Source organism: Lysinibacillus cavernae (assembly GCF_009724685.1).
Classification (GTDB): Bacteria; Bacillota; Bacilli; order Bacillales_A; family Planococcaceae; genus Lysinibacillus; species Lysinibacillus cavernae.
In genome coordinates this window covers 14,404-27,278 of the sequence record NZ_WMEF01000011.1, presented here as the reverse complement: position 1 = coordinate 27,278, position 12,875 = coordinate 14,404, and the positions used below count along the sequence as shown (strand labels likewise).

The following is a 12,875-nucleotide window of genomic DNA, read 5'->3' as shown; positions in this document are numbered from 1 at the left end:
ATGAGAATTGCACAACTTCAGTACCTATAAAGGAAGTCATATTGGTAAAGATAATAGAAATGTAATGAGAAAAGCAGGTGATGTTGAGTGAAGACATTACCTGTTTGTTTAGGTTTCAGATGCTGTTGAGGGTGCTGTGCTAAATGAGTGCTATGTGTGAGGACCGTGTATAACTATCAAAAATGACTAGGCATCTCATAGCCTAGTCATTTTTGATTTATAAAGCGAATCAGTCTAGTAAAGTGAAGGATAAAGTCATCGAGCTAACGGATAGAACTACATAATAAACCATTAATTTTTTGGAATGGAGAAGGAGATGGTTGTACGATGACCTATGACACTGTCTATTGTTAATTCCACACCAAATAATTGTTTTAGCCGTTGTTCCGTGTTAACGAGACCTACGCCAGTTTTCTTTTTAGGCGTCTTTGTTTCAAAGCCAACACCATTATCAGAAATGACTATTGTAAAACGCTCCTCCATCTCTTTGATGTAAATGGTCACAGTGCCACCTTCCCGGCGTGGTAAAATACCATGCTGAATAGCATTTTCGACAAGCGTTTGTATTGACAGTGGAGGAACGAACAGCCCCATCTGATTAGGTATATCCCACACAACTCGTATCCTGTCACCAAAGCGAATTTGTTCAATTGCTATGTAGGCGCGTACAAGCTTTAATTCATAATCGATTGGCACGACTAAATCGACATTTTGGAAATCGAAGCTCATTTGTAGGTAGTCACTAAAGGCAAGAAGTAATTCCTCCATCTTCTCCTCGTCTACGCCATGTAAGGATATAATAGAGTTCAGCGTATTGAAGAAAAAGTGAGGTTGTATTTGTGCTTGGAGCCAAGCAGCTTCGATACGAAGACGTTCTTCACTAGATTGCTTCATTTGAATGAGTGCCTGAACACGTGCTTTAAGCTCCAGATACTCCATCGGTTTCTTAACGTAATCATTTGCCCCACTTAAAAAGGCTAGTTGAATATCCTCACTTTGTTGTCGTGCAGTTAAGAACAATAATGGTAGCTCTGAAATAGAGAATTTTTCACGAATGTGCTTTGCCAAGTCATAGCCAGACATATGTGGCATCATAATATCAGAAATCACTAAATCAAAGCTATTCTCTTGTAGTTTTTCAAGAGCCTCGGCCCCGCTTAAAGCCGTTTCAATTTCAAAGGGCTCGGTTGAAAAGGCATTAACGAGGATCTGTAAATTTACAGCATCATCATCAACGATGAGAATTCGCGCATGGCTAGTCACCAAAGTGTCCTTTTCAGTAGTAGACGGAATTCTGTGTTCAATTATCGATAAATCACTTATTAAAGAAGTATATTTTAATAACACTGTATCCTTTTCAGTACGCAATTCGCTGTCTTCTAGCGACTGAGTTTTAGCTATTGGTAATGAAAAAGTAAAGGTTGAGCCTTTCCCTATAGTAGATGACAACGAAATGGTCCCACCATGCAAGGATATAAGCTCTTGGCAAATTCTTAAGCCTAATCCAAGTCCACCACCTATGGATGTCATTGTTGAATCAACTTGCTCATAAGGTTCGAATATTCTTTCCTGCATAGCCTTTTCAATACCAATTCCCGTATCTGTAATAGAAATATATAGTTTTTTACCAACTTCTTCTGCATCGATTGTAATGGAGCCCTGTTCAGTGAATTTAATGGCGTTATGAATTAAATTTGCAAAAATTTGAATTAGTCGTGTCTCGTCGGCTAGCACAAGTGGTGAATGAGTGGGTATACGCACGACAAGCTCAATTGGTTTCCCTTTCAGCATAAAACGAAACATACTGCTTACACCACTTGCAAGAATATAAGTATTTAAAGGTTTTGGTTGTAGTTTGAGCGATTTTTCCTTTAATTTTACTAAATCCAATAAATCATCTAGCATATGGGTCATATGATTACCAATTCGGACCAGTAGCTTTAAATCATTTTGATTTTCCTTAGCATCCTGCTTAGATAACATCGTTTGAGCAATACTCATGATGCCATGCAAAGGATTCCGCAGTTCATGAGAGGTATTTGCCAGAAAATCATCTTTTGTATTTATTTCTTTTTGTAATTTCACAGAAAGCCTTTCTGTTTGTAAAGTTGTTTGAAAATATCGGGTAAACCAAAATGCTGATAAAGCAGTGATTCCTATTAATAAATCGAAAGGATAGTGACTATAAGGTAATGTTGCGTTTTGTCTTAAAGAGGAAAATAAAGAATTGGTTGCTACTGCTGTTCCCGTTAATAATAAAAACATCACACCCTTTTGACCTTTTATAACAATAGTCAGTGTGTAGATAGTTATAATAATAGGAGAGACGATAAAAAGTAATGTAAAAATCATTTTGGTCTTGAAAATATATTCTATGGGCGCTACTACAATAAATAATAAATAGGTAGCACATAGAAAAGGAACAATCGTTAATATTTTTGGCTTAGCATACTCCTTCATTAATTCACGTAGGAATAAAACGAAAAATAACATATTGTTAATGTAAGAGAAATAGTATATTTTATTTGCCCAAATCCAATTAATAGGTATGTAACTATATAAAATTTTATTACTTGAAACAAGTACAGTTACACAAGTTGAAATAATAATTAGGGCAAAATAAAGTAGGGATTTATCTCGAATGCCTATCAACCAAAGTAGAATTGTAAATAATAAATAAAATAGAAATACTAGACAAACAGCCATTTGAGTTGCAATGGAAAAAGACTTTGACTGTTCCATAGATTGCAGATCACCAAAAACAATTTCTCGTTGAAATCCACCTTGTACATAAGGATTAGTTTGAATACCTTGTATAATAATTTCGCTTTCATTAGTAGTAAGCGTAAAATAATAAGTAACAGGTCTGCCAGTAGGAGCAGTTTGAACATTATCTGACGTAAGATTTCCTAATCCTCCAATGAATTGACCATCTATGTAAAGCTCATAGGGTGCTAAACCTTCAGGAATCGTAATACCATACATCTGAGGTGACGTGTGTTCTTTTAAAATTTTTAAACGATAGGAACCATAGTGATTCCCATTGTTATTTTGAAAATACTGATCCCAAGATTCTGGCTGATTCGTATAAATCTTTTTTTGCTCAAAAGATGTAACGCTTTCCGAAGCAAGGAAGATATTAGGATACAATTCCCATTCTTTTTGTAGCTTGATTTTAAAATTATGGCTTGTATCAATATTTGTTAAATCAACAGTCCCTTGTGTAGCAGCAACCCCTTCTGAAATGTTTGTGAAATTCATCCAAGTGAATCGTATAAGCGATAGAAAGCAAAAAAATAACGCTGCGATTAGAAAAATAGTAAAATTTTTGGAGAATATTTTCTTTTTCATCATAAATAATAGATTTCGACAAATAGTTTTTTTCTCCTTCAAAAGTAATGGTTATTCTATCAATTCTTTCAAAAAGTAAACGATAATAAGTAAAGGAATAGTTTTTAAGGAGGAGTAAATATGAGAATCGTGCTAGTAGATGATGAACATTTACCATTAACGAGACTAAAAACCTTACTTGAAAAAAGTAATGTCCCGGGAATTGATATAGTTGGAGAATACACCGATTCTCTAAAAGTGATTGAAGAGATACAGACGCTACAACCGAACGTTGTATTTTTAGATATAGTAATGCCTGATCTGGACGGTTTAGCATTAGGGGAAAAAATCCAGGAATTATTGCCTGATGTGGAAATTGTTTTTACAACAGGATTTGATCAGTATGCAATAGATGCATTTAATCTACATGCGATTGACTATTTATTGAAACCTGTACAAAATGCGCGTTTAGAAAAGACCTTAGAACGTCTCGAACAAATTAGTAATAAACATAAAAAAGTACTAGCTAAACATACATTTATCAAGCTTTTTGGGGGGCTAAATGTTGTTGCACCAGACGGCCATACACAGCTCATGAAGTGGCGTACATCTAAAGCTAAAGAGTTATTTGCCTACATGCTCAATCACCGTGATGAAATGATTTATCGTGATACGATTTTAGAATTATTTTGGCCAGAATCTGATATTGATAAAGCATCTAAGCAACTTTATACAGCCATTTATACAATACGGCAAACATTAAAGAACTACGGGCTGGATGGCGTACAAATTTCAAGCCCTTTGTTGAATTCAGGCTATAAACTATTAGTTGAAAATGTCGTTGTGGATGTAGAACAGTGGCTATCCTGCTTAAAATCATTACCTCCATTACAACAGACAACAGTGGATGAACATGAACGAGTTTTTCAAATGTATACAGGTGATTTTTTAGGGGATTGCGATTATCTATGGGCAGAAAGTGAGAGAGAGCGCTTAAGGCGACTGTGGTTACACCATGCCCATCAGTTAAGCGAGTTTTATATAAAGAATGAGAACTACATGGCTGCTGTAAAGGTGCAGGAAAAAGTCCAAGCTCTTATCTATGATGCAGAGGAAAGCTACTTTACCTTGATGAAGCTATACGACCTACTGAATAACGCTGGTGCTGTTGAAGAGCAGTACTGGCTGTTAAAAAAGATGCTTCAGGAGCACTTGGCAGTGGAACCAGACAAGGAGATAGAGGATTGGTATCAAAGTTGGAAACAGGCAAATGCAATTGCGCAAACGAATAGTCTTAGTTAAAACTCAATTTTATATTAACAGAAAGGACTCTGCAAAACGCAGAGTCCTTTCTGTTAATGTTTTGTATTCTTAGATTTGTTATAATAAGTAATTGCATTGTTAAGGTTATTATAAGCATTTGAGACTTCACTTTGTGTTGCATATAAATTATTAACAATTGATTGCGCTTGGTCAATAGCAGTTATTAGTTTTTGATATTCAGATAAACTAGTCCATTGCGAATTAATAGATACATCGCTGCCATTTTCAGTATAAGAGATTGTAACAGTTCCATTATATGCAGATGTAATAAGTGATTGTAAATTAGTTTTATCAACATAATACCCATTATTACCATACTTATAAGCATTCTTATAAGTCCATATAGCATTGTTTAAATTATTTACTGCATTGGAAATATCATTTTGAGTAGCGTAATAATTATTCACTACTGCTTGGGCAGATGACACAGCAGATTCTATAGCGTTTCTATCGGCTTGTGTTGTCCAAGGATTATTGTTATAAACATCTGAGCCATTGTACCAAGAAACCGTAACATATTGAACAGAATTAATTAATGACTGTAGAGAAGCTTTATCGCCATAGCCATATGTTGTTCCAGTTTTCTGAGCAGCTTGGTAAACTGCTAGTGCATTTTTGTACTGATTAATAGCATTCTTCACTTGTTCTTGAGAGGCACTTGTATTGTTTGATACAGCTCTTGCGCTAGCTACGGCTGACTCAAAAACATTACGTTCTGCTTGAGTTGTCCATTTTTCAGTCGTTAAAACATCATACCCGTTGTTAATAGATACTTTTACGTATGGCGGTGATGCTATTAGCGTATTAAGCTCTTTTTTGTCAATAATAGGAAGTGTGACAGAAACATTTTTATTGTCTACCTGTACATTGTTTACCAGATGTCCTGAGTCTAAAGCTACTTTAGTACCGCCCTTTACAACGATTTGATCAATTTTTCCTTCACCATAAAGGTTGAAATCCTTCTCAACATCAATTGTTAGCTTTTCCACATTAGCCATCACTTCAAATGACGTAACTTTACCTACTACACCAATTTTAGAAAGTGTTTGGTCAGAAGCTACATTAACTTTCGTACGTGCCAAATTGATGTTCGATGACTCCATATCCCTTAAAGTAACATATAGCCAATTTGTCTTTTTCGTTATAAGTGGTTTTAATGTAATGGTATCACCGACTGAAACTTCATCGAGTGTTATAGCCTTTTTTACTCTGTTTGTAATGATAAGCTGTCCATCCACAATAACTTCTTGAACCTTCACATAGTCCGCATTTACTGTAAGATCCCCAGAGATTTGTGCATCACCACCGTCAAAGTATACGGCTTTTTTGCTCGTACCTGCTTTGTTCAATGTTAGTGCAGTTACGTCAGTAATTTGCCCATTTTTTACTACCATAGTGGCTAGCGCATTCGTTAATGCTGTTTTGTTTGAATAATCAAATAGGGGCTTCAATTCTTTGTGGATTCTGAATGTACCGTTCGATGTAATGACCGTATCTTTTGTAATATTTCTTATTGTTACCGTTTCGCCTGCCACTTTTGTAGCGGCTACCTGTGTCTCAGATAAATTTGGTTGATTTTGAGATGAAGAGGCGTTTGCAGTCGACACTGGTAATATCAAGGTCGCTGTAATAGCTGTAGCCATTAATGTTGATAGCGCTTTATTTTTCATATAAATCACTCCAATCATTTTATTTAATAGATAATATATCATATTTTTCTATAATTTAGAATTGGAAGTGAATGTTTAACTATAAATCTAAATTTAAATAAGCTATAAGTCCTTATAATAGAAATTAAAATATTTGTTAAAATATACGCATTTATCTCTATAATTCTGTAAATTTCTACTTTATTCGCTAAATATTTATTGTTATATAACTAACCATCCTTTATCATTATTAGTAAAAGTGGGGTGTTAGTTATGAAAAAATCGAGAGGTATTGCATTAAAACTATCTTCCCTAATAATAGGATTATTTTTAGTTTTATTTTTATCCTATACAGTGACAACGGGAATCATTATAAAAAAACAAAGTGTGAAAGATTCGGAATATGCAACATTGCAGGCAGCTGAATCCTCTGCAGCTATTATGAGTGAACGATTCAAGAAAGCAAATACAGTTCTACAAACAACAAAGCGAATCATTGAAAGTATGGAAAAGAATAAATCCCTATCCACTAAAGGGGTCTTAGATATCATGGAAAGTAATTTAGCTAACAATGCTGATTTACTAGGGGTAGGAGCTATATTTGAGGAAGATTCTATCACTTTAAACCCAAGTGATGCAGCTACTTTAATAGATTCTAAAAAACGGTTTGGCCCTTATTTAAGCAAAAATGGTAACGAAATTTCGACTGCTCTTCTTGAAGGTGTTGATGATAAAAGTGCCTCTGAATGGTATTGGGTGCCAAAAGAGGAGGGACGTGCAGTTTTAACAGAGCCTTACGATTATAATGTAAACGGTCAGAATGTTCTAATGACGACAATCTCAGTGCCATTAGTGAATGCGTCAGGGACGTTTTTTGGTGTATTGACAGCAGATGTAGCTATTGATTATTTAAATGAATTAACAGAATCTGTCAAACCAGAAGGTGGCTATGCAGCAATTGTTACAGATAAAGGTATATTAACAGCCAATAGTTTTGGTGAAGAGCTTGATGGGCTCAATATGCAGGATGATATGGATTGGACAAGCATTAAGCAAACAATGGAAAATAAAGAACTGACAAGCCTTTATATGAATTCCAATCAATTGAAAGAGAAAGCATATAATGTTTTTGCTCCAATGACTTTAGAAGGCATCGATGAAATCTGGACTGTTCAAATTGTTCTACCTGAATCGAAGATCTTAGAGACATACAACCAAGTATTTATATTTACAATTATTGCCTCTATTATAATGGTTGCTTTGATGACAGTAGCAAGTGTGTTATTCATTTTCAAACAGTTAAAACCGCTCAAGTTTCTACGTGCGTCCATTGAAACAGCAGCAGAGGGGGATTTAACGCAAAGGGTTGAGGAGAAGTATATTAAGCCTGATGAGATTGGTGCAGTTGCATTAGCCTATAACAATATGCTAGATAAAACCAATGATGCGATTCAAACAGTATTGCATTCTACGACATTATTAAACCAATCTTCCAATCAAGTACATGAGGCGTTTAATGAAATAGTAGCTTCTAGTCAAGAGGTTTCTGTTGCCATCAATGAAATTGCACAAGGAGCATCAAAGCAATCAGAGGATACAGAAGAAACGAATTATCGAATGATGGATTTATCTGATCAGATGGATGCTATTACTGTACTTTCCAATGAGATGGATAATCTATCGCATAAAACGAGTGCTACAACAGAAAAAGGATTGCTCGAGGTTGAAAGTTTACGTGAACGTAATATAGAGACAAATGAAATGAATGGGCGTATTCAACAGCAAATGGAATCGTTAGCCTCTAATATTGCGAATATAAATCAGATCATTGCTTCAATTCAAAGCATTACAGAGCAAACCAATCTATTAGCTTTAAATGCAAGTATTGAGGCTGCGCGAGCTGGTGAACATGGGAAAGGTTTTGCGGTAGTAGCAGAAGAAGTACGAAAGTTAGCGGAGCAATCTAAAAATGAAACAGAAATTATTAAGAGTACTGTAGAAAGCATTCTTCATAACTCTCAACAAACAGTTGCTGTCATTGCTTCTAACGCAGATTTAATGCAATCCCAAAATGAGTCAGTACAAAGCACACAATTGGCTTTTAAAGACAACAGTGACCTGTCGAGTTCCATTGCAACATCAATTAGTGAACTAATGGTTAAGCTGTCTAGTATGTTAGAGCATAAAAATCAAGCAATTATGGCTATCCAAAGTATTTCGGCTATTTCAGAGGAAACAGCTGCCTCTGCTGAACAAGTAAGTGCTTCTGCAATGGATCAACAAGCCGAGTTACAAAAAGTAGCAGGGTCTATTCAAAACATGAATGATATTTCAAATGAACTGCAAGAAGTCGTTAATCGATTTAAGCTTGCGTAAAGAGAAAGGCTGCCTGTACATAGGCAGTCTTTTTTCTTTTACAATGAAATAAAGTAAAGCCGTTGATTTCCACTACGGGCGGACGCTTTCCGCGGGCGGGGTCGAGCTGCTTCCCTCGCTTTGTTACTGCCGCTTCGCTTTCGTACAGAAAACATTCACTCAGTCCAGGATCTCGACTTTCCCGCTTTTCCCGCAGGAGTAGCCGCCCTTCGTTCCAATCAACTTCTACATAAAGAAATCCCTATTCATATGTTGATAAAAAGTAACCTTTCGACCTTTCCAGGTGATGAACCATGATGACGAAGAATGAAATCCATTAGTAGCAAACTTCTATTCAGCTTATGGACGTCCAAGTATTGATCCTGTCGTTCTCTTTAAAATGACGTTTATTCAATATGTCTTTGGCATTCGCTCCATGCGTCAAACTATCAAAGAAATCCAAACGAATATGGCGTATCGCTGGTTTTTAGGATTTGGTTCCATACAGAAGTCCCGCATATCTCTACCTTCGGGCGATGCTTACTTTTGCTGCCATGAATTTAAAGAAACTGCCTACTTGGACGTGGCAGGCAGCTTAAAGAGCCCTTATGCTTGAAGAGTATGTTTAAACGGGTAGAAAATCACCATTTTTACCTTATTCATAGAAGAAAAAAAGACAAAAGGAATCGAGTGTGAACTTCTCGATTCCTTTTGTCGACAGTCCGAGGCTGCCTGTACATAGGCAGTCTTTCTTTTATTATTTAGTGTGTGAAAGTAAGAGACATTGACCTAGTAGAAAATCAGCACTACTATAAAAAAAGGGAGGGGGTCATCGATATGATGTATCTCGGAATGATTTTCTTTCAAATTGTGGTACCTATTTTAGTGTTACTTGTACTAGGCGCTATACTACAAAAGAAATTTCGTTTTAACTTAAAAGCATTGTCTCAACTTATTACATACTGTTTTATGCCAGCGGCTGTTTTTGTTAATTTATATGAAACTAGTGTAGAGATATCTGTGCTTGGTGAAGTTGGATTATTTATTGTTCTATTTATAGGCAGTCAAATAATACTCAGTCACTTTTTAGCGAAAGGGCTTGGTTTAGCCAAAACGGAAGCGGCTGTCTTTAAAAATAGTGTTGTACTCATTAATTCTGGAAACTACGGCATTCCTGTGGCTCAAATGATATTTGTAACGCAACCCATTGGTGTAGCCATCCAAGTCATACTCGTTATCTTTCAAAATATGACAACATATACATATGGTTTGTACAATTTAATTTCTTCTACCAAATCTGGCATGACGATCATTAAAGATTTTTTAAAAATGCCGATTATTCATGCCCTGATTATTGGTGTAGCAATGAACTATTTTGATATTGGCATTCCCCAATTTATCAAAATACCAATAGACCATGTAGCAGATGGCTTTATTGCTGTGGCTTTAATTACGTTAGGTGCACAATTGTCACAGCTTGAAATTAAATCTATGTTTAATAAAACCGTTTTTGTCAGCTGTTTTACACGATTATTTATCGGACCAGCTGTGGCATTAGTCATTATTTACGTGTTGGGACTAGATGGCGTTGTCGCACAATCACTATTTATAGCTAGTGCCTTTCCAACATCGCGCAACAGCTCTAGTCTAGCGCTGGAATATGATGTGGAATCGGCAACAGCTGCACAAACTGTTTTATTTTCGACCATAGTCAGCTGTATAACGGTTACTATTGTCATTTACATTGCGGAAATATTGTTTACTTAGTTGCTTAAAGTTCAAAAATTTTCAAACGAAATCTTCCATCTCTTAGCAATATCTGCTACACTAGCATCAAACTAAATAGTATTAACTAGGGGAGTCTGATGAGTCAGGCTGAGAGGGAAACACTTAGAAGTTTCTTGACCCTTTGGACCTGATCTGGCTCATACCAGCGTGGGAAAGTTAAGAAGCTATTGCATAATATGTTGTGCAATACATAGACCTTTACATTCATGGCCGGATCCAAATAATTATTTTGGATTCGGCTTTTATTTATTTGTTGGGGTGAGCTAGATTCGGTCCTTGTATCAAAATATATTTAAGGGAGAGAAGTAGCTTATGTCAGCAATTAGTGAAAAGAACATTACAATTATGTCCAGCTTTGAAGGAAGCGAAAAAGTCTATGTGGAAGGATCTCGTCCGGATATTTTAGTGCCTATGCGTGAAATCGCATTAAGTCCGACTACGGGTAGTTTTGGGGATGAGGAAAATACCCCTATCCGAGTATATGATACGAGTGGTCCCTACACAGATCCAGCCTATCAAGTGGATATTACTAAAGGTTTGCCTGCTTTACGACGTGGATGGATACAAGAGCGAGAGGATGTTGAGGAATATGCTGGGCGTACGATTAAACCAGAGGATAATGGTTTTCGTCGTGCAGATGACCCACGCAATCAAGAAAATGTTTTTCCTAAATTAGCAAGAAAACCTTTGCGTGCTAAAAAGGATAGAAATGTAACACAGCTTCACTATGCACGAAAGGGGATTATTACGCCTGAGATGGAGTTCGTGGCAATCCGCGAAAATAGGGACCCTGAATTTGTAAGATCAGAAATTGCAGCAGGACGAGCAATTATGCCTTCAAATATTAATCACCCTGAGGCAGAGCCCATGATTATTGGTCGTAACTTCCATGTGAAAATTAATGCGAACATTGGAAATTCTGCGGTATCATCTTCCATTGCAGAAGAAGTTGAAAAAATGACATGGGCTACACGTTGGGGTGCCGATAATATTATGGATTTATCGACGGGTAAACATATTCATACAACGAGAGAATGGATTATTCGAAATGCAGCGGTGCCAGTGGGAACAGTACCTATTTATCAAGCGTTGGAAAAAGTAAATGGTGTTGCTGAGGATTTAACGTGGGAGGTTTATCGTGATACGCTCATTGAGCAAGCTGAGCAAGGTGTTGATTATTTCACCATCCATGCAGGTGTCCTTTTACGCTATGTCCCCCTTACTGCAAAGCGTGTGACGGGTATTGTGTCTCGTGGCGGTTCCATTATGGCACAGTGGTGTTTATATCATCATCAAGAAAATTTCCTTTATACTCATTTTGAAGAAATTTGTGAAATCATGAAAACGTATGATGTTGCTTTTTCTTTAGGCGATGGCTTACGTCCAGGTTCAATTGCAGATGCAAATGATGAGGCGCAATTTGCGGAGCTTGAAACACTAGGTGAATTAACGCAAATTGCTTGGAAACATGATGTTCAGGTGATGGTAGAGGGGCCAGGGCATGTCCCGATGCACCTGATTAAAGAAAATATGGACAAGCAATTAGAGGTTTGTAAGGAAGCACCATTCTATACATTGGGCCCACTAACAACGGATATCGCCCCAGGCTATGACCATATTACATCTGCCATTGGTGCAGCAATGATTGGTTGGTTTGGTACAGCGATGCTTTGCTATGTGACACCGAAAGAGCATCTTGGCTTGCCTAATCGAGAGGATGTTCGAGTGGGCGTTATTACTTATAAAATTGCTGCACATGCGGCTGATTTAGCAAAAGGTCATCCAGGTGCACAACAACGAGACGACGCACTGTCAAAAGCACGTTTTGAATTCCGTTGGCGTGATCAATTCAATCTATCATTAGATCCAGAGCGTGCAGTGGAATATCATGACGAAACGCTACCAGCAGAGGGGGCAAAAACAGCACACTTTTGCTCTATGTGTGGCCCTAAATTCTGTAGCATGAGAATTTCACAGGATATTCGTAATTATGCTAAAGAAAAGGATTTAAATACAACTGAAGCCATTCATCAGGGAATGAAGGAAAAGGCCGATGAGTTTAAAAAAGCGGGGAGTCAGATTTACCAATAAGGAAGTAAAAGGCTTGTGTCGAATAAATAGACGCAAGCCTTATTTGTCTTGATTCAGTAGAAGATTCCCTCCTGAGGGAATACTTGTTTTGCTTTATTTGGACGAGTGTACTAACGTCCGCTGAAATAAGAGAATACTAGCCAGTTGCACCAAAATCTCTGATGGAAGGCCTATCTAACGCATGTCAGTTAGTTGTTGTTACAAGAGGGGACGGATTGAGATTAACTTTTAGTCATCCGCTCGAAAAAATCAAGACGCCATTACGCAGTATTCGATACAAAAAAACTCCATGTGAATGACAGATTCACATGGAGTAAAAGTTGGATTTGGATATCAATA

Annotated in this window: 6 protein-coding genes, 1 pseudogene and 1 riboswitch; of the genes and pseudogenes, 5 read left to right on the top strand and 2 right to left on the bottom strand. The window is 36.9% G+C overall.

Annotated features, from left to right (window positions below; translation table 11 throughout):
• Window positions 1-291: 291 nt before the first annotated feature.
• The gene (locus GJU32_RS18360; protein WP_230875089.1) at window positions 292-3,351 is read right to left on the bottom strand and encodes an ATP-binding protein; all 3,060 of its coding nucleotides are present in this window, start codon (window positions 3,349-3,351) and stop codon (window positions 292-294) included.
• 120 nt (window positions 3,352-3,471) lie between these two features.
• On the opposite strand from GJU32_RS18360, the gene GJU32_RS18355 reads away from it, so the two are divergent.
• The gene (locus tag GJU32_RS18355) at window positions 3,472-4,632 is read left to right on the top strand and encodes a response regulator (protein WP_155593374.1); all 1,161 of its coding nucleotides are present in this window, start codon (window positions 3,472-3,474) and stop codon (window positions 4,630-4,632) included.
• 53 nt (window positions 4,633-4,685) lie between these two features.
• On the opposite strand, the gene GJU32_RS18350 is transcribed toward GJU32_RS18355, so the two are convergent.
• Window positions 4,686-6,323, bottom strand: a complete 1,638-nt coding sequence (locus tag GJU32_RS18350; protein ID WP_155593373.1) for an S-layer protein — start codon at window positions 6,321-6,323, stop codon at window positions 4,686-4,688.
• Between the two features lie 252 nt (window positions 6,324-6,575).
• Here GJU32_RS18350 and GJU32_RS18345 point away from each other — a divergent pair, with 252 nt between their 5' ends.
• The 4 genes and pseudogenes from GJU32_RS18345 (at window position 6,576) to thiC (ending at window position 12,536) form a co-directional block, all read left to right on the top strand.
• Entirely contained in the window at window positions 6,576-8,678 is a 2,103-nt protein-coding gene (locus GJU32_RS18345) for a methyl-accepting chemotaxis protein (RefSeq protein WP_155593372.1), read from the top strand.
• Window positions 8,679-8,994: 316 nt separating this feature from the next.
• A pseudogene (locus tag GJU32_RS18340) lies at window positions 8,995-9,194 on the top strand (transposase); the annotation flags it as partial.
• Between the two features lie 300 nt (window positions 9,195-9,494).
• On the top strand, window positions 9,495-10,424 hold the full coding sequence (locus GJU32_RS18335) for an AEC family transporter (RefSeq protein ID WP_155593371.1): 930 nt from the start codon (window positions 9,495-9,497) through the stop codon (window positions 10,422-10,424).
• 77 nt (window positions 10,425-10,501) lie between these two features.
• A riboswitch (TPP riboswitch) is annotated at window positions 10,502-10,616 on the top strand.
• Between the two features lie 141 nt (window positions 10,617-10,757).
• Entirely contained in the window at window positions 10,758-12,536 is a 1,779-nt protein-coding gene (thiC, locus tag GJU32_RS18330) for a phosphomethylpyrimidine synthase ThiC (protein WP_155593370.1), read from the top strand.
• The last annotated feature ends 339 nt before the right edge of the window (window positions 12,537-12,875 follow it).

Excerpts from the sequence above, each read along its gene's own strand:
- GJU32_RS18360 (WP_230875089.1), bottom strand. The coding sequence starts at position 3,351 with ATGAAAAAGAAAATATTCTCCAAAAATTTTACTATTTTTCTAATCGCA.
- GJU32_RS18355 (WP_155593374.1), top strand. The coding sequence starts at position 3,472 with ATGAGAATCGTGCTAGTAGATGATGAACATTTACCATTAACGAGACTA.
- GJU32_RS18350 (WP_155593373.1), bottom strand. The coding sequence starts at position 6,323 with ATGAAAAATAAAGCGCTATCAACATTAATGGCTACAGCTATTACAGCG.
- GJU32_RS18345 (WP_155593372.1), top strand. The coding sequence starts at position 6,576 with ATGAAAAAATCGAGAGGTATTGCATTAAAACTATCTTCCCTAATAATA.
- GJU32_RS18335 (WP_155593371.1), top strand. The coding sequence starts at position 9,495 with ATGATGTATCTCGGAATGATTTTCTTTCAAATTGTGGTACCTATTTTA.
- thiC (WP_155593370.1), top strand. The coding sequence starts at position 10,758 with ATGTCAGCAATTAGTGAAAAGAACATTACAATTATGTCCAGCTTTGAA.